This is a genomic window from Lichenicola sp. GTC18331 (genome assembly GCF_055386855.1).
The window spans coordinates 1,003,108-1,024,322 of sequence record NZ_AP045015.1; the positions used below are offsets into that span (position 1 = coordinate 1,003,108).

At 66.9% G+C, this 21,215-nt stretch carries 23 protein-coding genes; 3 read left to right on the forward strand and 20 right to left on the reverse strand.

All coding sequences use genetic code 11. The features are described 5' to 3' along the window. Nucleotides 1–5 precede the first annotated feature (5 nt). Nucleotides 6–179, reverse strand: coding sequence for a DUF1328 domain-containing protein (locus tag ACZ5BM_RS04625; RefSeq protein ID WP_422862442.1), 174 nt, complete (start codon nucleotides 177–179; stop codon nucleotides 6–8). A 43-nt stretch (nucleotides 180–222) separates the two neighbouring features. Further along, entirely contained in the window at nucleotides 223–474 is a 252-nt protein-coding gene (locus ACZ5BM_RS04630) for a CsbD family protein (protein ID WP_498910222.1), read from the reverse strand. A 233-nt stretch (nucleotides 475–707) separates the two neighbouring features. Between ACZ5BM_RS04630 and ACZ5BM_RS04635 the strand changes: the two genes are divergently transcribed. Both ACZ5BM_RS04635 and ACZ5BM_RS04640 read left to right on the forward strand, forming a co-directional pair. Continuing rightward, a complete protein-coding gene (locus ACZ5BM_RS04635) occupies nucleotides 708–1,787 on the forward strand; it encodes a zinc-binding metallopeptidase family protein (RefSeq protein ID WP_498910223.1) in 1,080 nt (359 codons plus the stop codon). A gap of 115 nt (nucleotides 1,788–1,902) precedes the next feature. Next, the gene (locus tag ACZ5BM_RS04640) at nucleotides 1,903–2,805 is read left to right on the forward strand and encodes a glycosyltransferase family protein (RefSeq protein WP_498910224.1); all 903 of its coding nucleotides are present in this window, start codon (nucleotides 1,903–1,905) and stop codon (nucleotides 2,803–2,805) included. Here the strand turns inward: ACZ5BM_RS04640 and ACZ5BM_RS04645 are convergent. The 6 genes from ACZ5BM_RS04645 to ACZ5BM_RS04670 all read right to left on the reverse strand — a co-directional run bounded on the left by ACZ5BM_RS04645 (nucleotide 2,789) and on the right by ACZ5BM_RS04670 (nucleotide 12,079). Continuing rightward, on the reverse strand, nucleotides 2,789–3,964 hold the full coding sequence (locus ACZ5BM_RS04645) for a lactonase family protein (RefSeq protein ID WP_498910225.1): 1,176 nt from the start codon (nucleotides 3,962–3,964) through the stop codon (nucleotides 2,789–2,791). The two genes, ACZ5BM_RS04640 and ACZ5BM_RS04645, sit on opposite strands and share 17 nt — an antisense overlap. Beyond that, the gene (locus ACZ5BM_RS04650; RefSeq protein WP_498910226.1) at nucleotides 3,964–6,339 is read right to left on the reverse strand and encodes a glucose/quinate/shikimate family membrane-bound PQQ-dependent dehydrogenase; all 2,376 of its coding nucleotides are present in this window, start codon (nucleotides 6,337–6,339) and stop codon (nucleotides 3,964–3,966) included. Before ACZ5BM_RS04650 ends, ACZ5BM_RS04645 begins: the two co-directional genes overlap by 1 nt. 293 nt (nucleotides 6,340–6,632) lie before the next feature. Then, nucleotides 6,633–7,046, reverse strand: coding sequence for a VOC family protein (gene fosX, locus ACZ5BM_RS04655; protein WP_498910227.1), 414 nt, complete (start codon nucleotides 7,044–7,046; stop codon nucleotides 6,633–6,635). Next, nucleotides 7,043–7,813 carry an exonuclease domain-containing protein gene (locus tag ACZ5BM_RS04660; protein WP_498910228.1) on the reverse strand — a complete coding sequence of 257 codons (771 nt, stop codon included), beginning with the start codon at nucleotides 7,811–7,813 and terminating at the stop codon, nucleotides 7,043–7,045. Before ACZ5BM_RS04660 ends, fosX begins: the two co-directional genes overlap by 4 nt. Further along, complete coding sequence (locus tag ACZ5BM_RS04665; RefSeq protein WP_498910229.1) at nucleotides 7,810–8,595, reverse strand: SPFH domain-containing protein; 786 nt, start codon at nucleotides 8,593–8,595, stop codon at nucleotides 7,810–7,812. Before ACZ5BM_RS04665 ends, ACZ5BM_RS04660 begins: the two co-directional genes overlap by 4 nt. Before the next feature lie 31 nt (nucleotides 8,596–8,626). Further along, complete coding sequence (locus tag ACZ5BM_RS04670; protein ID WP_498910230.1) at nucleotides 8,627–12,079, reverse strand: transglutaminase family protein; 3,453 nt, start codon at nucleotides 12,077–12,079, stop codon at nucleotides 8,627–8,629. 123 nt (nucleotides 12,080–12,202) lie between these two features. Between ACZ5BM_RS04670 and ACZ5BM_RS04675 the strand changes: the two genes are divergently transcribed. Next, nucleotides 12,203–12,685 carry a BON domain-containing protein gene (locus ACZ5BM_RS04675; RefSeq protein WP_498910231.1) on the forward strand — a complete coding sequence of 161 codons (483 nt, stop codon included), beginning with the start codon at nucleotides 12,203–12,205 and terminating at the stop codon, nucleotides 12,683–12,685. A 30-nt stretch (nucleotides 12,686–12,715) separates the two neighbouring features. Here the strand turns inward: ACZ5BM_RS04675 and ACZ5BM_RS04680 are convergent, their stop codons facing one another. The 12 genes from ACZ5BM_RS04680 to rplF form a co-directional block, all read right to left on the reverse strand. Beyond that, a complete protein-coding gene (locus tag ACZ5BM_RS04680; RefSeq protein ID WP_498910232.1) occupies nucleotides 12,716–14,023 on the reverse strand; it encodes an MFS transporter in 1,308 nt (435 codons plus the stop codon). Between the two features lie 199 nt (nucleotides 14,024–14,222). Further along, entirely contained in the window at nucleotides 14,223–14,648 is a 426-nt protein-coding gene (rplQ, locus tag ACZ5BM_RS04685; protein WP_498910233.1) for a bL17 family ribosomal protein, read from the reverse strand. A gap of 26 nt (nucleotides 14,649–14,674) precedes the next feature. Next, nucleotides 14,675–15,694, reverse strand: a complete 1,020-nt coding sequence (locus ACZ5BM_RS04690) for a DNA-directed RNA polymerase subunit alpha (RefSeq protein ID WP_422862432.1) — start codon at nucleotides 15,692–15,694, stop codon at nucleotides 14,675–14,677. Between the two features lie 110 nt (nucleotides 15,695–15,804). Further along, nucleotides 15,805–16,197 carry a 30S ribosomal protein S11 gene (gene rpsK / locus ACZ5BM_RS04695; protein ID WP_422862431.1) on the reverse strand — a complete coding sequence of 131 codons (393 nt, stop codon included), beginning with the start codon at nucleotides 16,195–16,197 and terminating at the stop codon, nucleotides 15,805–15,807. Between the two features lie 101 nt (nucleotides 16,198–16,298). After that, nucleotides 16,299–16,676, reverse strand: coding sequence for a 30S ribosomal protein S13 (gene rpsM / locus ACZ5BM_RS04700; RefSeq protein WP_498910234.1), 378 nt, complete (start codon nucleotides 16,674–16,676; stop codon nucleotides 16,299–16,301). Nucleotides 16,677–16,915: 239 nt separating this feature from the next. Next, entirely contained in the window at nucleotides 16,916–17,590 is a 675-nt protein-coding gene (locus tag ACZ5BM_RS04705) for an adenylate kinase family protein (protein WP_498910235.1), read from the reverse strand. Then, a complete protein-coding gene (gene secY / locus ACZ5BM_RS04710) occupies nucleotides 17,587–18,939 on the reverse strand; it encodes a preprotein translocase subunit SecY (RefSeq protein WP_498910236.1) in 1,353 nt (450 codons plus the stop codon). The genes ACZ5BM_RS04705 and secY overlap by 4 nt, the downstream gene beginning before the upstream one ends. Nucleotides 18,940–19,047: 108 nt before the next feature. Beyond that, nucleotides 19,048–19,536 carry a large ribosomal subunit protein uL15 gene (gene rplO / locus ACZ5BM_RS04715; protein WP_498910237.1) on the reverse strand — a complete coding sequence of 163 codons (489 nt, stop codon included), beginning with the start codon at nucleotides 19,534–19,536 and terminating at the stop codon, nucleotides 19,048–19,050. Between the two features lies 1 nt (nucleotide 19,537). After that, on the reverse strand, nucleotides 19,538–19,729 hold the full coding sequence (rpmD, locus tag ACZ5BM_RS04720) for a 50S ribosomal protein L30 (protein ID WP_422862426.1): 192 nt from the start codon (nucleotides 19,727–19,729) through the stop codon (nucleotides 19,538–19,540). Then, a complete protein-coding gene (gene rpsE / locus ACZ5BM_RS04725; RefSeq protein ID WP_422862425.1) occupies nucleotides 19,722–20,303 on the reverse strand; it encodes a 30S ribosomal protein S5 in 582 nt (193 codons plus the stop codon). The genes rpmD and rpsE overlap by 8 nt, the downstream gene beginning before the upstream one ends. Nucleotides 20,304–20,317: 14 nt before the next feature. Further along, the gene (rplR, locus tag ACZ5BM_RS04730; RefSeq protein ID WP_498910238.1) at nucleotides 20,318–20,680 is read right to left on the reverse strand and encodes a 50S ribosomal protein L18; all 363 of its coding nucleotides are present in this window, start codon (nucleotides 20,678–20,680) and stop codon (nucleotides 20,318–20,320) included. After that, entirely contained in the window at nucleotides 20,680–21,213 is a 534-nt protein-coding gene (rplF, locus tag ACZ5BM_RS04735; RefSeq protein WP_422862423.1) for a 50S ribosomal protein L6, read from the reverse strand. Before rplF ends, rplR begins: the two co-directional genes overlap by 1 nt. Between the last annotated feature and the right edge of the window lie 2 nt (nucleotides 21,214–21,215).

Below are 21,215 nucleotides of genomic sequence, written 5' to 3' on the forward strand. Positions count from 1 at the left end.
GCGGATCAGAAGATCGCCTTGCCCGCCATCAGGCCCAGGATCAGGAAGATCAGGAAGATGACGATGGCAATGAAGAACAGGATCTTGGCGATGCCCGCGGTCGCGGCCGACAGGCCGCCGAAGCCGAAGATGCCGGCGATGATGGAGATCACTAGGAACAGAAGAGCAAGCTTGAGCATGGGACGATCCTCGTTTGAAATTATAGGCGGCTGAGCGGCCGGATCAGCGACGCGCGAACAGGGCGCCGAGCAGGAAGCCGAGACCGACGGCGACGCCGACGGCGATCAGCGGCTGGTCGGCGGTCAGGTCGCGCACGGTGTCCAGCGTGTCGCCGTAATAGCCCTGCGCCTGACCTGCGAACTGACGCGCCTTGCCCTTGGCCTGCATGGCGCTGTCGCCGAGCGCGCCGCCCATGCCGTCCTGAAGCTTGCCGACGACCTCTTCCGCAACGCCCTCGATCTTGTTCTCGTCCATTCGCGCGGTCTCCTTCTCGCTGCTCCCGGAAGGCGGGAGCGATGTGTTGTCGTCGCCCCAACGCAACGGAGCGGCGAAAAGATGCGCGGCGTTCGATACGCGGCACGCACAGGGCTGCGACGCGCGGTTTCGTTACGACCCCGCGCAACCGGGCGGGCACATCGCTGTTTCCGCGGCACCCGATCCCGACCCGGTCCTGCCCGGCCGGGTTTCTTCTTGTCCGGAACCGCGCCATGAAGCTCTTCAACTGTCAGAACTGCGGCAACCTGCTGTATTTCGAGAACCGCTCCTGCGAACAATGCGGCACGACGCTCGGCTATCTGCCGCATGAGGAGCTTCTGTCGGCTCTGGTGCAGAACGGCGACGTGACCACCGCCGCCGGTTCGGCCGAACCGGAAAAGCCGATGCGCCTGTGCGCCAACGCGGAACGGGATGCCTGCAACTGGCTGGTGGCGGCGGATTCGCCAGAAACGCTGTGCGCGTGCTGCCGCCACAACCGCACCATTCCGCCGCTGGACGACGAGGTCGCCGCCGCACGCTGGCGCAAGCTCGAACTCGCCAAGCACCGGATGTTCTATTCGCTGATCCGCCTGGGCATCCCCCTGCCCAATCGCCTGGACGATCCGAACGAGGGCCTGTGCTTCGACATTCTCGACCCGATCCCGGGCGAGCCGAAGGTGCTGACCGGACATCAGGACGGCGTGATCACCATCAATCTGGACGAGGCCGACGACGCGCATCGCGAGAAGATGCGCAACCAGATGCACGAGACCTACCGGACGCTGCTGGGGCATTTCCGGCACGAGGTGGGGCACTGGGTGTGGGACCGTCTGGTGCGCGACCAGAACCGCCTCGATGCGTTCCGGGCCCTGTTCGGCGACGAGCGCGCCGACTACGCCGAGGCGTTGCAGAAGCACTACCAGGACGGCCCGGCGCCGGACTGGCAGGAGCGCACCATCTCCACCTACGCGACCTCGCACCCGTGGGAAGATTTCGCGGAAACCTGGGCGCACTACCTGCACATCATGGATACGCTCGAGACGGCCAACGCGTTCGGCATGGGGGTGAAGCCGAAGGTGCCGCATCCGGACGATCTGGAGGTAAAGGTCGCGATCGATCCCTACAAGACGGCGCACATGGACGAGATCCTCGGCCAATGGATGCCGCTGGTCTACGCGATGAACAGCCTGAACCGCTCCATGGGGCTGTCGGACCTGTATCCGTTCATCATCTCGGAGCCGGTGCGCGAGAAGCTGGGCTTCATCCATGCCATGTTGCAGGACCAGCCGCCGGTGGCGCCGACCTCGCCCTGATCATGGCCGGGCGGCTGTCAAGCCGCCGCCCGGATTTCCTTCGGACGCGCGATCCGCGCGCTTGACCGCATGTCGGGCCCGGCCGTCAATCGCCGCACCCAGCGCGAGGCCGCCGATGTCCTGGTTCACCGTCGCCATCCCCACACGCGACAGCGCTGGCTGGATCGGCGCGCTGCTCGACCTCTACGCCGCGCATTCGATCAGGCCGGTGATCCTGCTGGACGGCCGCACGCGGGACGACACCGCCGCCATCGCGACCGCCCATGGTTGCAGGATCGTCGCCGTCGAGGATTTCCGTTTTACCGAAGGGGTGGTCAGTCTGACGCGCCAGTGCGTGTCGACGCCCTGGGCCTTGTTCATGCATGACGACGAGGCGCCGTCCGCCGCCCTGTTCGACTGGCTGGCGGGACCGGAACCGCGTACGACCGCATCGTCGATCGCGCTGTCACGACGCTGGGCCTGGCACGAACCCGGCGAGCCGCTCCGGTTCGGCCGCAGCGACCATTGGCAGGACCGGACGGGCCGGCACGGGTTCGACCATATGTGGCGTTTGTTCCGGCCGGACCGCGTCCGCTTCACCGCCGCCATGCATTCGGACGGTTTCTTCATCGGGCACTGGGCGAGGCTGCCGCCGGAGCTGTTCTTCGTGCATTTCGAATGGGTGCTGCGCACGCCGGAACAGCGCGTGATGAAGCTGCGCGGCTACGACCGGCATCGCTACGGCTACGGACGCTTCTTCGAGTCGATGTATCTGCCGGAACGCACCCCGGTGGAGATGCGCTACGCGACGCTGGACGAGCCGGCGATGGAGCCTCTGGCGGAACGCTTTCATGCCGCGCGGGACGAGACGGTGCGCATCACGCCGCGCGCACCGCTCGACCATTACGCGTTCTGGCGCCACCGCATCCTGTCCGCCTTGTTTCCGCCCAGACCCGGCGTGGAGCCGAAGGACCGGCGCGGTCTCGCACCGCTGGCGGAGAACGAGGTTCCGCTCGATCCGGTCAGCGAATCGCGCTGATCGCGATCGGATGAGGAAGCGGAAGCGGCGCGATCCGCGCCGGTTCGAGTGCGCCCGTGTTGCGGTCGATCGGCAGTTCGTCGACACGGTCGGACGCCTCGTCCGTGACGAGCAGTCGGGCGCCGATCATGTCTGAGACGAGGGCGCCGGGTGCGCCGCCTCCGGTCGGGTAGCGGCCGATCAGGCTGGCGCGTCCGTCGGCATCGAGATGCAGGGCGGCGATCCGGGCGCCGGTCGTGGCGAGATACAGCGTGCGCCCGTCCGGGGTGATGACCGGCGCGACATCGAGGATCGCGTCGGACCCGTTCGTCTCGGCGAGCGAGACCGTCTGCGCCAGAGCGAGACGGCCACCGGCGTTGTCGAGCACGAACAGCGTCGGCGCGGTGGCGGACACGGCATAGGCGTGGCGTCCGTCGGGGGCGAACAGCAGGTGACGCGGGCTGCTTCCGTGCGGGACGACGAGATCGGCATCGGCCTGGCGCGTCAGCGACGCGGCGATGTGGTCGTAGCGGAAGGCGCGCAGGGTGTCGCTGCCGGGCATGGCGACGAAAACGGCTTTGCCATCCGGGGCGAAAATCGCCTCCCCCGCGTGCCCGCCCGCCGGGGCCGCCTTGTCGTCCGGATAGGGAACGAATTGTCGTCGCCGACCGAGGCGGCCATCGGCCTCGACTGCGAACAGTGCGAGACCGGACTGGTCCCGCTCGCCCGCAACGTTCGAGACCAGCAGAGCCTGGCCGTCGGGCGACATCTGGAGAGAGATCGGGCCGGACGTTCTGACCGGCAGATGGTTCAGGATGGTCACGGCACCGCTGCCGAGACCGAGCGACGCGATCCGGGCGATGCCGCCAGAGGCGGCAGGTTCCGAAATGTAGAGAAAGCGCCCGTCCGGCGCGGGAACGACGTGATCGATCGCCGTGTCCCGCAAGACGGAATGGGCCTCCAGGGTGCCGTCACGGGCCATGTCCAGCATGGAAAGTCCGCCGGGGGCGGCGCAGCCGACGGCAAAACGCTGCGGCGCCAGGAAAGGCGGCGTCGCCTCCACCTCCGTGGCGAAAGCGCGCGGCGTCGATGCCGCGAGCAACGACGCCGCCAGAACGAGACCGGGGCGAACGGCGCGGCGTGCGATCGCCTGCACGCCGGACCGAACGCCCCGGCGCATCAGTGCGTCTCCTCGGGCAGGGCGTAGGCGCGGATGTAGTCGCCCAGCTTGGTGCCGAAGGAGCCGTGCCCGCCATCCACGGTGACGATGAACTGGCGGCCGTTCTCTTCGTAGCTCATCGGGGTCGCCTGTCCGCCGGCCGGGAGGCGGTCGGACCAGAGCAGCTTGCCGTTCGAGACGTCGAAGGCGCGGATGTAATAATCCATCGTGCCGGTGATGAAGGCGACACCGCCGGAGGTCACGATCGGGCCGCCCAGCATCGGCACGCCGAGCCCGAGCGGCAGCGGCAGCGGCGTTTCGTCGCGGATGGTGCCGACGCGATGTTCCCAGACGATCTTGTGCGTCTTCAGGTCGATCGCGGCCATGTTGCCCCAGGGCGGCGCCATGCAGGGGATGCCGACCGGTGACAGCAGCGGCGAAAGCTTGACGCCGAACGGCACGCCGAACATCGGCTGCACGCCGGACTCGCTGCCGGACGGCTTGCTCTTGTCGGGCTGGGCCGGGTTGTTCGGACCGCGCGGAATGAGCTGCGACACGAACGGGATCGAGATCGGGTTGGCGATCGCGATCTGTTTGGTCTGATCGATGGCGATGCCGCCCCATTCGAACATGCCGAGATCGCCGGGATACACCAGCGTGCCCTGCGTGCTCGGCGGGGTGAACGGCCCGTCATAGCGCAGCGAATGGAACTTGATACGGCAGGCGAGCTGATCGAGCATCGTGCCGCCCCACATGTTGGCACCCGTCAGCTTCTCGCGCGGGCGGAAGCTCAGCTCGGAGAAGGGCTGGGTCGGCGCGGTGTGGTCGCCGGGTGCGGCGCCGCCGGGAACGGGGGTTTCCGGGGCCGGCACGATCGGGTGTCCGTCGCGTCGGTCCAGCACGAAGATGTTGCCGGTCTTGGCGGGCAGGTAGATCGCCGGGATCACGCCGCTGGCGGTGGTCACGTCGGCGAGGCTGGGCTGGGACGGCATGTCCATGTCCCACAGATCGTGATGCACGTTCTGGTAGGACCAGCGCAGCTTGCCGGTCGCGATGTCCAGCGCCACCAGGGCGGAATCGTAGCGCTCCTCGTTGGCGTCGCGCTCGCCGCCCCACTGGTCGTCCGAGCCCGTACCGAGCGGCACGTAGACTAGGCCGAGCTTTTCGTCGGCGGCGGACACGATCCAGGAGTTGGGCGAGCCTGCGGTGAAGTGATGCGTGTCGGACGGCATCTCGTTGGGATCGGGATTGCCGGCGTCGAACGCCCAGAGCAGCTTGCCGGAATAGATGTCGAAGCCGCGAATGACGCCGGACGGCACCTTGCGGGCGTAGTTGTCGATCACCGCGCCGCCGACCACCAGCACCTTGTCGGTGACCGTAGGCGGGGATGTGCCTTCGTAGAAGCCCGGCGTCTTCACTTCGCTGCCGGTCTTGAGGTCGATCTGGCCGTGATCGCCGAAGCCTTCGCACACATTGCCGGTGTCGGCGTCGAGCGCGAACATGCGGCCGTCATTGGTCGGCAGGAAGATGCGGTGCTGGCACTCGGACGGCGCCGGCTGGCCGTCCGCGGTCAGCGCGTTCGGGGCGGTGGCATGGTAGGCGACGCCGCGGCACGTCAGGTGCTGGAAGGTAGGATTGTGCGCGCTATGCGGATCGAAGCGCCAGCGCTGCTTGCCGGTGGCGGCGTCGAGCGCGAACACGATCTGATGCGCCGAGCAGGTGTAGACGGTGTGGCCGATCTTGATCGGCGTCGCCTCGTTGGTGAACTCGCCCGGATCGTCCGGCCCGGGCATGTCGCCGGTGCGGAATTCCCAAGCCAGCTTCAGCTTGCTCACGTTCTGCGGGTTGATCTGGTCGAGCGCGGATGAGCGCGTGCCCCAGCCGGTGCCGCCATAGGCCGGCCAGTCGGCGGCGGCCTGGGCTTCGGCCGGCGTATCGGCCTTGGTGTTCATCGCCAGCGTGCCCTCGATGGCACGGCTGTCATGGGCGAGCGAGATGCCCAGCACCACGGCGGACAGGCCGACCGCGCCGCCCAGCGCCAGACGCGAGCCGCGATTCGGCGAGAGGCCGCGCGACACGAACGGCAGCAGCAGCACGAGGCCCAACGGGGCCAGAAGATCGCCGCGCGGCACCAGCGCCCAGAAATCGAACCCGACCTCGAACAGCGCCCAGACCAGGGTGCCCGCCAGCACGATCGCATAGACCAGCAGGCCCTCGTGACGGCGGCGCAACAGCAGCGCACCGCTGAGGATCAGGCCGAGACCGGCGATCAGATAATAGGCGGATCCCCCCAGGCTCAGCAGCCAGATGCCGCCGGCGGTGGAGAGGAGGCCCAGAAGGATCGTGACTGCCGCAGCAACGATCAGTAAGGGCCGCTTTCGGGTCGTGGGCTCCATGCCGTGTGTCTTCGCCTCCGTTCTATCGCATCGCACAAAATCGGCGGCACCATAGACGCACAACCGGAAACGGGAAAATCGTGCCGTTCGAAGCACGACCCGCTTTCGCAACGGTGCCTGCTTCTCGAGCCTGCCTCCTGTCGGTCTCGATTCCAAGATGGTTCTGATTGCTGCAGGGAAAGATGAAAGACGCGTCGACGGCGTCCTTTCAGGCGCCCGTTCGAATTCGGACAGATCATCGCGCGATCGTCATAAAACAAAACAAACGTATCGCTTCGACCGTGTCGACGCGACTATTGCGCGGACAATTGGGCGTAGGCGAACAGACGGTCGGGCAGGTTTCCGGTATGCAATTCGAAAAGATGGTTGTCCCAGTCGTTGAAATAGATCGACCGCCCCTCGCCTGCCACGCGCGTTCGTCCTTCCGTCACGACGAGGCCGAGTGCGGCGATCCGGTCCAGCATCGTTTGATAGTCGGCATCGTCGATCTGGAAGGCGATGTGGTTATAGGAGGGCTCGGGCAGCGGGTCGCCTTGCATGATGACGATCCATAGACCGGCGGCGGTGAAAAACCGTTCCGGCCCGCGCGAGAAGAAAAACGGGCCACTGTCGTACACGCGCTCCGCGCCGAGAATGTCGACCAACAGGCGTTCGGTACGGTCGAGATCGCGCACCACGAAAGTGAGATGACTGAGCCCTCGGATCATGGCAGCGGCAACGCGCCCTGCGGGGCCTCGGCGGGTGGCGGGGGTATCACGCGTTCACGACGGCTCTGCTCGTGGCGGACGGTGAAGCCGAGATCGCCGTCGCTGCGTCCGGTTTCCAGCAGGCCGGCGAGCATTTCGTCGCTCAGATCGGCGAAGCGGCGACCGCGCAGCTTGCCGTAGGGCACGCGGGCGAGCAGGGCCGGTTCGGCGGACCAGCCCAGCAGGGTGGCGACATCGGCGACGGCGAGCATGTCGCGCAGATGATGCGCCGTGACATAGGCGTCCGGCCCGGCCCGATGAGCGGGCAGTCCGGTGTCGCGGTCAAGGCCGGTGGGGCGGCGCCAATAGCGCAGGCCCTGGTTGCTGTGTCCCGGCGCCTCCGGCCAGACACGGAGCGCGCATTTATAGGTGCAGATCCAGGGCAGACGGCCGGACAGGGCGGAGGCGCACCAGCGCTGCTCGAAGGCCGCGCGATGGGCGACCAGAGCCAGAGGGGCCGGGCCGGGCTCGGCGCGAAGGATGGCGGGTGCGGCGTCGAGCCAGCGCGGTGCGCCGGCGACATCCTCGTCGATCAGATGGTGGATGGCGGAGGTGGCGGGCGAGATCGGGTTGCCCGGATCGATCAGGATCGCGCCAGGCCCGCCACGCAGAGCCCAGCGTCCGTCCGCGCCCTGCTCCAGATCCTGCCAGCCGATCTCGACCACGCCGCCATCGGTGAAGCTGTTGCCGGTGGTTTCGAGGTCGATGACGCGGAGGAAGGAATTCATGCCCCGGATATGGGTCCGGGCGGCGGATCGGCCAACGGCGCCGCGGCCGCCACCTGTCCCAATGCCGCGGCCAGATCGGTCGGGATCAGGATGGTGGCGCCGCGTTCCTTGTTCATCTCGTAGATCAGGTTCATCTGCCGCAGACGCAAGGCGACCGGATCGGCGCCGTAGATGGCGGCGGCCTCCACCACCTGACGCGCGACGCCGATCTCGGCCGCGGCAAGGGTTTCGCGCGCCTGACGTTCGCGCTCGGCCTGGGCCTGGCGGCTCATCGCGTCCTGCAGCGCGGACGGGATGCCGATGTCGCGGATTTCCACCGACATGATCTCCACGCCCCAGCCGGCGGTCTTGGCGCCGATCTCGCTGCGCAGACGTTGATCCGCCACCTGACGGTCGGACAGCAGGCGGGAGAGGTCGGAGATGCCGATCATCTCGCGGAGCGAGGTTTGCGCGACGCGTTCCACCGCCAGGGCGAAATCGTCGATTTCCATCGCCGCGCGGGCGGCGTCGGAAACGCGCCAGAACACGATCGCATCCATGGCGATCGCCACCGTGTCGCGTGTGAGGGCCTCCTCGGCGCGTATGGCGGTGGTGCGGATGCGCAGATCGACCCGCGCCTGCACCTGATCCACGAACGGGATCAGCACGAACAGGCCGGGCCCGCGCAGCCCGGCGAAGCGGCCGAGACGCAGCACCACGGCGCGCTCCCATTGGGTGGCGATGCGCACCGAGAGCCGCAGCAGGGCGACGACCAGCACCAGCAGGACGATGAACGGCACCATCAGATCGACTCCCGCTCCTCGTCCCGGCGCCTCACGGCAGGTCGCGATCGGCGCCGAACGCCACCCGGCGCAGATCGAGCGTCAGCGGCAGGTCCTTCGACGGCGCCTTCACCGGCTCGGCCATCGGGCCCGGCGTATGTCCGAAAGGCTGGAACCGGGCGCGACGTCGGGCTTCGGCCTCGTTGGCGTTCACCGGGCGGGTCTCGTAGTTGCGGCCGCCCGGATGCGCGACATGGTGGGTCAGGCCGCCGATCGAACGGCCGGTCCAGCGATCGAAGATGTCGAACACCAGCGGCGTCTGCGCGCGCAGCACCGGGTGCATGCCGAAGGCCGGCTCCCAGGCCTTGAACCGCACGCCGCCCACCGCCTCGCCGACGCGCTCCGTGGCCGTGAGCGGCACGGCGACGCCGTTGCAGGCCAGCACGTAGCGCTCGTCGATCCAGTTATCGACCCGCACCTCGAGCCGCTCGACCGAATTGTCGACATGGCGCACCGTGCCGCCGATGCCGGGGGTTTCGCCGAGCACCGGCCAGGGTTCCAGCGCCTGACGCAGTTCGACGGTGATGCCGGAGACGGTGACGGCGCCCGCGAGCGGAAAACGGAATGCCATGTGCGGCGCGAAGAAGGCCGGATCGAGCCGGAACCCATGCCCGGCCAGATCGTCCAGCGCGTCGCGCAGATCCTGCTCCACGAAATGCGGCAGCATGAACCGATCATGCAGACGCGTGCCCCAGCGCACCAGACGACGCTCGTACGGTTTCTGCCAGAAGGCGGCGATGGCGGTGCGCAGCAGCAGCGCCTGGGCGATCGCCATCTGCGCGTGCGGCGGCATCTCCATCGCCCGCAGCTCCACCAGGCCGAGCCGCCCGGACGCGCTTTCCGGCGCGTAGAGCTTGTCGATGCAGAACTCGGTGCGATGGGTGTTGCCGGTCATGTCGGCCAGCAGGTTCCGCAGCAGGCGGTCGATCAGCCAGAACGGCGTGCGCGTGTCGGGACCGATCTGGGCGAAGGCGATCTCCAGCTCGGCCAGCGCGTCCATGCGCGCCTCGTCGATGCGCGGATGCTGGCTGGTCGGGCCGATGAACAGGCCGGAGAACAGATAGGACAGGCTCGGATGGTTGTGCCAGAAACCGAGCAGCGATTTCAGCAGGTCGGGACGGCGCAGGAACGGGCTGTCGGACGGCGTAGCGCCGCCCATCACCACATGGTTGCCGCCGCCCGTGCCGACATGACGGCCGTCGAGCAGGAATTTCTCCGTGCCCAGACCGAGCTTGCGGGCGGCCTTGTAGAGGAATTCGGTGCGCGAAACGTGCTCTGCCCAGTTCAGGGCCGGATGCACGTTCACCTCGATCACGCCGGGATCCGGGGTGACGGAGAAGCTCTGCATCCGCGTGTCGTGCGGCGGGGCGTAGCCTTCCAGGATCACCTTGCGGTTCAGCTGCGTGGCCACGGACTCGATGGCCGACACCAGGTCGAGCCAATCCTCGATCAGATAAAGCGGCGGCAGGAACACGTGCAGCAGCCCGCCGCGCGCTTCCACCGTGAGCGCGGTGCGGACCAGCAGCGCCGCATCTTGCTCAGGATACTCGGCCTCGGCCGGCGGCTGCGGGCGCATCATGTCGAGCGATGCGCCGCCCGGGGTGCCGGTGCGCAGCGGCGCCGGCGCGCGCGGCGGGGTCGGGAAGCGGCCGAGCTGTTCCGGGCTGGTGGCGGAATCGTCCGATACGTCGCCATGCGAGGTCATGCCGACGCCGCCGGAAGAAACAGAGCCCGGCTGCATGCGGGTGGGCAACGGTCCGCGCGGGGCGAACGGATCGCGCTCGTGCTGGTTCTCGATCCGGCCCTGATCGGCCCATTCCAGGCTCTGCAGCGGCAGGCGGAAACCGATCGAGCTGTCGCCCGGCACCAGGAACAGCAGATCGGAGCGCAGCAGCCAGCGTCCGCTTTCCCAGACCCTGCCCTCGCGTCGCCGGGCGCGGCGGAGCGGCAGCACGGAGCCGACATCGGACGCGAGGCCCTGGCCGTAGACACGCGCGAGACGGGCCCGCTCCAGCGGGTCGGCCAGCTTGGCGTCCTCCACGATCACGTTGGCCGGCAGGCGATACTCGCGCCAGAGATAGTAATGGATGTCCTCATGGGCCGGCAGCACGCGGGCCGGGTCGACACCGAGTTCGCGCGCCAGGGTACGGGCGAAGACCCGGGCGTCACCGGCATCGGCGGTGTCGTGATCGTCGTCGGAGGCCAGCAGGGACGGGTTGGTCCAGACCGGCTCGCCATCGCGGCGCCAGATCGCGTGGATCGCCCAGCGCGGCAGCTGTTCTCCGGGATAATGCTTGCCGACCGCGTATTGCAGCACCGCGCCGGGGCACCATTCCGGCACCAGCGCGCGGATCAGCCGGCCGGACAAACGGCGCTTGGTGGGACCGAGCGCGTCGGCGTTCCACTCGTCGGCGTCCATGTCGGCGGCGTCGATGAAAGTGGGTTCGCCGCCCATGGTGAGGCGCACGTCGCCGTCGGCGAGGGCGCAGTCCACCGTGTCGCCCATGTCGAGGATGCGCTTCCAGGTCGCGTCGTCATAGGGCGCCGTGGTGCGAGGCGTCTCGGCGATGCGCTGGACCGACATGCCGAAATCGAATTCGGCGCCGTCGTTCTTCTCCACCAGACCGCTGATCGGCGCGGCCGAGGCCGGTTCCGGGGTAGCCGCCAGGGGGATGTGCCCCTCGCCGGTGAGCAGGCCGGAGGTGGCGTCGAAACCGACCCAGCCGGCGCCGGGCAGATAGATCTCGGCCCAGGCGTGCAGGTCGGTGAAATCGGCCGCCGCGCCCTGCGGTCCGTCGCCCTGCGTGTCGGGATCAGGACGAAGCTGGATCAGGTAGCCGGAAACGAACCGGGCGGCGAGGCCGAGATGGCGGGCGATCTGCACCAGCAGCCACGCGCTGTCGCGGCAGGAGCCCTTCCCTTCCTCCAGCGTCTGCTCGGGCTCCCAGACGCCGTGCTCCATGCGGACGATGTAGCTGATGCGGTCGCGGAGCTGGCTGTTGAGCGCGACCAGCATCGGCAGGGTGCGCTGCTTCTCTTTGGGCAGCCCGTCCAGCAGCGCCTGCAGCTTCGGTCCCGGATCGCTGGTATGGCGGAACGGCTCCAGCTCGGTGTGGAGCACCGGGTCGTAGCTGAACGGGAATTCTTCCGCTTCGGGCTCCAGAAAGAAGTCGAACGGGTTGATGGTGGCCATGTCGGCCACGAGATCGACGGTGACGTCGAACCGGGTGACGCGCTCTGGGAACACGATCCGGGCCAGGAAATTGCCCTGCGGGTCCTGCTGCCAGTTGATGAAGTGGTTCGCGGGCTCGATCTTCAGGGCATAGGACAGCACCGGGGTGCGGGCATGGGCCGCCGGACGCAGTCGGATGGTCTGCGGACCGACGGTGATGGGCCGGTCATAGCGATACGAGGTCCGATGCGTCAGGGCGACATGCAGCGTCATGAAGTCGGATCCGTGTTGGAGCGTGAGATGTCCGAAGCTGTCACGGCGCCGGAACCGCGCCAATGGGTTTTTCGCTGCAATGTTTCACGACGGCCTCGCCGTCTTCGTTCGGGAGTTCAGATCATGGGCCTGTTCCGTTTCGCCGCGTCAGCCGGGCGCGTTCTCGGCGGCAGTCGCACCACCCACCAGGACGGCAGCCAGCCGCTGCCGAAGCCGCCCACCGGCAGCGCGATCCTCAACGAGTTCAAGAAGCTGGGGCTGGCGCAGCTCGGCGGTCTGAACGTGACGGTGCAGGGGCGTACCGCGACGGTGACGGCCCGCGCGCCGGATGCGGAGACACGGGAGAAGGCGATTCTGGCCGCCGGCAACATCGCCGGGATCGAGGCGGTGCAGGCCAACATCGCCGTGCCGGAGCCGGCGCCGGAACCGACCTTCCATACCGTGCAGGAAGGCGAGACCCTGGCCGGGATCGCCGAAGCGCATCTGGGCGACGCGGAGGCGCATCCCGTGCTGAGCGAAGCCAACGCGCCCATCCTGCACGAGCCGGGCGAGGTTTATCCCGGCCAGGTGATCCGGATACCGGAGAACGGCGCCGCGAAGGAGTGACCCCGCGCGGCCTTCGCGTTTATCCGTCGCTCAGTGGGCGAGCGACGGACCGCTGCCGGCCTGACCTTCCGGGGATTCGCTATAGGCGCGGGCTTCCGGGGAGATGGTCAGCAGCGCGGTGAGCAATGCCGTGCTGGCGTAGAGGCCGGAGAAGATCCAGATCACGCCCTCCAGCCCCACATGCGAGCGGAACAGGGTGACCACCAGCGGGCCGAGCCAGACGCTGGCGCCGGCGCCAAGGCCCAGGATCGACAGGGCGGCGCCTTTCTCGCGTGGGCAGATCTGCGGCATCAGCCCGGACAACGGCACGAAGGCGGCCAGGGTGGCGCCATAGATCGCGCCGAAGACGGCGGCGACCGCGAAGGAATGCGGGTGCGAAAGCGGCATGTAGTAGAAGAGCGGGATCGAGATGGCGCCGCCGATGCTGCCGCCGAAGGCGACGATGGTGCGCGAGCCGAGCCGGTCGGCCAGGATGCCGGAGATCAGATTGAAGATGATGTTCGACAGGAACATGATCGACAGCAGGCGGAGCCACTGCTCGAGCGTCAGCCCGACCTGACTGACGAAGAAGCCCGGCATCACGACGAGAAAGGCGTATTCGGACGAGGTGTTCACCGCGCGGATGATTCCGGCGATGGAGGTCTTGGGCTCGCGCCACATGATCGAGACCGAGCCGAACACGACACGCAGCGGATGCGCATCCGGCGGCGCCAGACGAGCGGCGCCGGTGCGATCGCGGGTCAGCAGCACGGCGACCAGACCGCCGATGGCGACAAGGCCGAGCGAACTCCAGAACGTCGCCATCTGACCGATATGCGGAATGGCGAAGGAGGCGAACAGCGATCCGAGCGTCGGCAGGCCGCCCGAGAACGCGAACCAGAACCAGCCCGCGGCGGAGCCAAGCTGTTGCGGCGGCGTGGCGGCGGCGATCCAGACCAGGAAACCGAACGCGAACAGGGGATAGCCGAGACCGCGCAGGGCATAGGTCAGCAGCATGATCGGGTATGAGTTCGCGGCGACGCCGAACAGGAGGAACAGCACCTCGAAGGCGCACCAGATCAGCAGGCCGATCCACATCACCCGTTTCGGACCGAGCAGGTCGGACAGGGCGCCGGAAAGCCAGGACGAGATGCAGGCGCAGACGCCGTAGACGGTGAAGAGGAGTGCGACCTTGTCGCCGCTGACACCGTGCTCACCCAGGAAGGGCGCCAGATAGCCCGCTTCCACACCGTCTCCGATCATGAACAGCAGAAGCCCCACGAATCCCCAGCTGAGGCTGGACGGGATGCCGAGGCGGTCGGCGATGGTCAGGCGTCGGGGTTCGGTGGTGCCACTCAAAAGTCGGTCTTCCTGGCTGTTGATGGGAACGGGTCGGAACAGGCGCGCTGACTCCGTCAGAGAGCAGGCCACCTTTCTGCCGTATTGCATCGCAGCAATCCGGACCGAAGTCACGGCTCGGCGCATGGAAAAAGGGCGGCCGGACCGAAGTCCGACCGCCCTTCCCGATCACAAAACCGTCCGTAGACGATCCGACGCCTCAGTTGGCGTAGTCGTTCTCGCTCTCGACCTCGGGACGCGGACCGCTGTCCTGGCCCTTGGCGGCCACGTCGCGCTCGACCAGCTCGATCACCGCCATGTCGGCTGCGTCGCCATGACGCATGCCGGCCTTCAGCACGCGGGTGTAGCCACCCTGACGGTCCTTGTAGCGCTCGGCGATGGCGCCGAAGAGCTTGGACACGATCACGTCGTCGCGCAGCTGCGCGTAGGCCTGACGACGGGCGTGCAGACCACCGCGCTTGCCGAGCGTGATGAGCTTCTCGGCCACCGGACGAAGCTCCTTGGCCTTCGGCAGGGTGGTGGTGATCTGCTCGTGCTTGATCAGCGCGACGGCCATGTTCCTGAACATGGCGAGGCGATGGGTGGAGGTAACGCCGAGCTTACGGCCGGCAACACCGTGACGCATGATGAGGGTTCCTAAATGCTGCCAGCTTAGAAGGGCTCGTCGAGCCGCTTGGCGAGGTCTTCGATATTCTCAGGCGGCCAGGTCGGCACGTTCATGCCGAGTGCCAGGCCCATGGAGGTCAGCACCTCCTTGATCTCGTTCAGGGACTTGCGGCCGAAATTCGGCGTGCGCAGCATCTCCTGCTCGGTCTTCTGAACCAGATCGCCGATGTAGACGATGTTGTCGTTCTTCAGGCAGTTCGCCGAGCGGACCGAGAGCTCGAGCTCGTCGACCTTGCGCAGCAGGTTGCGGTTGAACGGCAGATCGTCCTGCGGCTCCTCGACGCGCGCCGGGCGCGGCTCGTCGAAGTTGATGAACAGCTGCAACTGGTCCTGGAGGATGCGAGCGGCGAGCGCCACCGCGTCTTCCGGGGTCACCGCGCCGTTGGTCTCGACGGTCAGGAGCAGCTTGTCGTAGTCGGTGACCTGACCCACACGGGTCGGCTCGACCTTGTACGAGCAGCGACGCACCGGCGAGTAGATCGCATCGATGGGGATCAGCCCGATCGGCGCGTCTTCCGGACGGTTGGCCGCAGCCGGGACATAGCCCTTGCCGAGATTGACCGTGAACTCCATGCCGAGCTTCACGCCGTCATCGAGCGTGCAGATCACCAGATCGGGGTTCATGACTTCGATGTCGTGACCGGTCTGGATCTGGCCGGCCTTCACCTCGCCGGGACCTGTGGCCGTCAGCGTCATGCGCTTCGGACCCTCGCCATGCATCCGCAGCGCGAGCTGCTTGATGTTCAGGACGATGTCGGTGACGTCCTCGCGCACGCCGGCGATCGAGGAGAATTCGTGCAGCACGCCGTCGATCTGGATCGCGGTGACGGCGGCGCCCTGAAGCGACGACAGCAGGATGCGACGGATCGCATTGCCGAGCGTCATGCCGAAACCGCGCTCCAGCGGCTCGGCGACCACGGTCGCGGTGCGCGCGGGCTCGTTGCCGGGCTCGACGTCCAGCTTTTCCGGCTTAATCAGGGACTGCCAGTTCTTCTGGAGGACCAAGAGAGTGGCCTTTCTTAACGGGGAACCGCCGCACCGATGCTGGTGCACCGATCCGGCAGTTTGGAACCGCCGGCCCGAAGACCGGCGGCGATCAGAAGCAGCTTATCGCGTCAGACGCGGCGACGCTTGCGCGGGCGGCAGCCGTTGTGCGGCACCGGCGTCATGTCGCGGATCGCGGTGATGGAGAAGCCGACCGCCTGCAGGGCGCGCAGCGCGCTCTCGCGGCCCGAACCCGGACCGGACACCTCGATCTCGAGCGTCTCCATGCCGTGCTCGCGCGCCTTCTTACCGGCGTCTTCGGCGGCGACCTGAGCGGCATACGGGGTCGACTTGCGCGAACCCTTGAAGCCCTGGCTGCCGGCGGACGACCAGGCGATGGCGTTGCCCTGCGCGTCGGAGATGGTGATCATGGTGTTGTTGAACGTGGACAGCACATGCGCCACGCCCGAGATGATGTTCTTGCGCTCTTTCTTACGAATGCGCGGTGCGGCGGCCTTCGCCATATTCTTTCAATCCCGACCTGAGCACGCCGCCGGGCGACGTGCCTGATGTTTTGCTTCGAACGACCTGGTGCCGCCCCTTCTCGCGAAAGGGCGGCCGCCGATCACTTCGTGGCCTTCTTCTTGCCGGCGATCGCCACCGCCTTGCCCTTACGGGTGCGGGCGTTGGTGTGGGTGCGCTGACCGCGCACCGGCAGGCCACGACGATGGCGCAGGCCGCGATAGCAGCCGAGGTCCATCAGACGCTTGACGTTCATGGCGAGCTCGCGACGGAGGTCGCCCTCGACGCGGAACTCGCGATCGATCAGCTCACGCACCTTCAGGATCTCGTCGTCGGACATCTCGTTCACGCGGCGTTCCGCCGGGATGCCGAGCTGGGTGCAGATATCCTGCGCCTTCGCCGGGCCGATGCCGTAGATGTAGGTCAGACCGATCACGACCCGCTTGTTGGTCGGAATGTTCACGCCGGCAATACGCGCCACGCCCAATACTCCTCAAACCGCCTGTTTCCAGGCCGTATAACCCCGGCGCCTGCCAGGCATGAATAACCGCCCGGATCGCCGGGCCGTTTCTGAACCGTGCAGGCGTTTTCCCAGGAGAGAATCGGCTGCCGGAAGTTCGGAAAAACCGGGTTCGTGACAGTCCCGAGACGGGGACGGGCACAGACCCGGCTGAGGGCGCGCACTATAGCGAGGACGCCCCCTGAGTCAACGATTTCGCTTCAACTTTCCGTGATCGCACCAGCGTTCGTGGCGGAAAGAGCGGCGTCGATCTGCGTGCTGACAGCGTCGATCTCGGCCATGCCGTCGATGCTCCGCACCAGCCCCCGCGCCTCGTAATACGGCAGGATCGGCTGCGTCTCGCGACGGTAGGCCTCCATGCGGGAACCGACGGTCGCGGCGTTGTCGTCCGGACGGCGGGTGAACTCCGTGCCGCCGCAGACATCGCACACGCCCGGAACCGCCGGCTGCTTGAACGAGTCGTGGTAGCCGGTGCCGCACGTGGCGCAGGTATAACGGCCGACGATTCGCGCCGTCAGCTCGGCCTCGTCGACCTTCAACTCCAGAACCGCATCGATCTTGAGACCAAGTTCGGACAGCATCTCGTCCAGCGCTTTCGCCTGGACTTCGGTGCGGGGAAAGCCGTCGAGGATGAATCCTTTCGCGCAGTCGGCCTGACGCACGCGCGAGGCCAGCATGGCGACCAGGATCTCGTCGGACACCAGGCCGCCGCGATCCATCACCGCCTTGGCTTTCTGGCCGATCTCGGTGCCCGCCTTCACCTCCGCCCGCAGCATGTCGCCCGTGGAGATCTGTGCGATGCCGTGCAGGCGCTCCAGGCGTTTGGCCTGGGTGCCTTTGCCAGCCCCCGGGGGCCCCAGAAAGATCAGATTCAACGCATCCTCCCCCGACCGCGGGATTTCCGGATCAGCCCTTCATACTGGTGTGCCAGCAGATGGGACTGGATCTGCGTCACCGTATCCATGGTCACGGACACGATGATGATCAGGCTCGTGCCGCCGAAATAGAACGGCACATGATAGCGGCTGACGAGGAACTGCGGCAGCAGGCAGACCAGCACGAGGTAAAGGGCGCCGATCGTCGTCAGACGCACGAGGATCCGGTCGAGATACTCCGCCGTGTTGGCGCCCGGCCGGATGCCGGGAATGAAGCCGCCCTGCTTCCGCAGATTGTCCGCCGTTTCCTGCGGGTTGAACGCCACCGCTGCATAGAAATACGAGAAGAACAGGATCATCGCCGCATAGAAGATCATGTAGAGCGGCTGACCTTGACCGAGCTGCTGCGCCAGGAAGCCGAGCCAATGCGGCAGGTTGGCGTTTCCAGACGCGAATCCGGACAGGGTGACCGGAATCAGCAGCACCGAGGAGGCGAAGATCGGCGGGATCACGCCGGCCGTGTTCACTTTCAGCGGCATATGGGTCGATTCGCCGCCCGACATGCGATTGCCGACCTGACGCTTGGGATACTGGATCACCACGCGACGCTGCGCCTGTTCCATGAACACGATGAACGCGATCACGGCGGCGGCGAGAACCAGGAAGATCACCACGAAGACCGGCGACAGCTCGCCGGTATATCCGAGCTGGAACAGGGTCGCGAGCGCATGCGGCAGGTTGGCAACGATGCCCGCGAAGATGATCAGCGAGATGCCGTTACCGACGCCGCGCGAGGTGATCTGTTCGCCCAGCCACATCAGGAACATGGTGCCGCCGACCAGCGTGATCACGCAGGAGAAGCGGAAGAACAGGCCGGGATCGATAACGGCGGAGATGCCGCCGGCGGCGTGCATCTTCTCCAGCCCGACCGCGATTCCGTAGGCCTGGAACAGCGCGATCAGCACCGTCAGATAGCGAGTGTACTGATTGAGCTTCTTCCGCCCCGACTCGCCTTCCTTCTTGATCGATTCGAGCGCCGGGATCGCGGACGACATCAGCTGAACGATGATCGAGGCGCTGATGTAGGGCATGATGTTCAGCGCGAACACGGTCATGCGCCCGAGCGCACCGCCCGAGAACATGTCGAACATGCCGAGGATTCCGCCCTGGTTCTGCGCCAAGAGCTGACCCATCACATGGGCGTCGACACCGGGGACCGGGATGTACGTGCCAAGGCGATAGATGATGAGCGCGCCCAGTGTGAACCAGATACGCTTCTTAAGCTCGGTGGCCTTCGCGAAGGCGCCGAGATTCATCGTCGATGCAAGCTGCTCGGCCGCGGAGGCCATGCGCCGGTCCCTTTCACAAGAACAGCGCCGGCGGGTTCATCCGCACGGCGCTGTCTGTTTAGCCTGACTGGTTTTGTAAGCAAGATGAGGGCATGAACCCTCCCCCGGTTACGCTTCCGTCTGCGCCTTCTTGGCAACGGTGGTCTTGACGGACCCACCGGCCTTCTCCACCGCCTCGATCGCCGCGGCGGACGCGCCGGCCACTTCGATCGTCAGCGCGCGGGTGAGTTCACCCTGCGCCAAGAGACGGATACCATTCACCTTGCCCGTGCCGATCAGATTGGCAGCGCGCAGGGTGTCTTCCGTGATCGTGCCCGATGCATCGAGCTTGCCGTCGGCGATCGCCTTGTCCAGCGTGCCGAGATTGATCGGCGCGTAGACCTTGCGGAAGATGTTCTTGAAGCCACGCTTCGGCAGACGCCGGTAGATCGGGAGCTGACCGCCCTCGAACCCGTTCAGCGAAACGCCTTCACGCGCCTTCTGACCCTTCACGCCCTTGCCGGACGTCTTGCCCTTGCCGGAGCCGATGCCACGGCCGAGGCGCTTCTTGCGATAACGAGAACCCTCGTTGTCGCGCAGCTGGTTCAGTTCGACCATTTCAATCCTCCACCTTCACCAGGTGGTGCACCTTGCGGATCATGCCGCGAACCGAAGGAGTGTCCTCCAGCTCGCGCACCTTACCGATCTTGTTCAGGCCGAGCCCGATCAGCGTCGCCTGCTGACCCGGCTTCTGCCCGTTGCCGGACGCGATCTGACGAACGCGAACTGTGGCCTTGCCCTGCTCAGACATCGGCGCCCTCCAGCGCGGCTTCGCGCTTGCCGAGAATGTCGGAGACCTTCTTACCGCGACGGCTCGCCACCGAGCGCGGGCTGGCGCAACGCTCGAGCGCCGCGAAGGTCGCCTTCACCATGTTATGCGGGTTGCGGCTGCCGAGCGACTTGGCCACCACATCGTTGATGCCCAGGCTCTCGAACACCGCGCGCATCGGGCCGCCCGCGATGATGCCAGTGCCGGCTTCCGCCGAACGCAGCACCACGTTGCCAGCGCCGAAATGACCGGTGACGTCGTGATGGAGGGTACGACCCTCCTTCATCGGCACGCGGATCATGGTGCGCTTCGCCCGCTCGGTCGCCTTGCGGATCGCCTCGGGAACTTCGCGCGCCTTGCCCGCGCCGTAGCCGACGCGGCCCTTCTGGTCACCCACCACCACGAGGGCTGCGAAGGCGAAACGACGTCCGCCCTTCACCACCTTCGCGACGCGGTTGATCGTCACCAGCTTGTCGATCAGGTCGTCGCCTTCGCGATCCCGCTCACGACCACCCTCGCGGCCGCCGCGGCCGCCTTCTCTCGGTTCACGTGCCATGTCGTGACCTTCCCTCAGAAGGCGAGGCCGCCCTCGCGGGCAGCCTCCGCCAGGGCCTTGACGCGCCCATGATACAGATACGAGCCGCGGTCGAACACGACCTGCGACACGCCGGCCGCGATGGCGCGCTCGGCCACCAGCTTGCCGACGGCAGCCGCGGCAGCCTTGTCGGCGCCGGTCTTGCCGCTCTCGCGAACCGACTTGTCCAGCGTCGAGGCCGAAGCCAGCGTACGGCCGGCGACGTCGTCGATCACCTGCGCATGGATGTTCTTGCCCGAACGGAACACCGACAGACGCGGACGCCCGCCAGCCTTGCGGCGGAGCTGGAAGCGAAGGCGGGTGCGCCGCCGCTCCCGCAATTCCTGCTGCGTGCTCATTACTTCTTCTTGCCTTCCTTGCGCCGGATCACTTCGTTGTCGTAGCGGACACCCTTGCCCTTGTAGGGCTCCGGCGGACGGAAGTTCCGGATATCGAGCGCAACCTGCCCGACACGCTGCTTGTCCACACCTTCCACCGTGACGGCGGTCGGACGCGGGGTCGTGATCTTGATGCCCGGCGGGATCGCATAGACGACGTCATGCGAGTAGCCGAGATTCAGCACCAGGTTCGAACCCTGCACCGCGGCGCGGTAACCGGTTCCGGTGATCTCCAGCGTCTTGCTGTAGCCGGTCGACACGCCCTTCACCATCGCGGCGACGAGAGCACGGGTGGTGCCCCACATCATGCGCGCGGGAGCGGCGGAGCTCTTCGGCACAACGGTGACGCGGCCATCCGCGACCGTGGTCTCGACATGCTGCGACAAGGGAAGCTTCAGCTCGCCGAGCTTGCCCTTCGCCGTCAGAACGCCGCTGACGATCGCGACATCGACGCCCTGCGGAATCTCAACGGGATATTTGCCTACGCGTGACATGC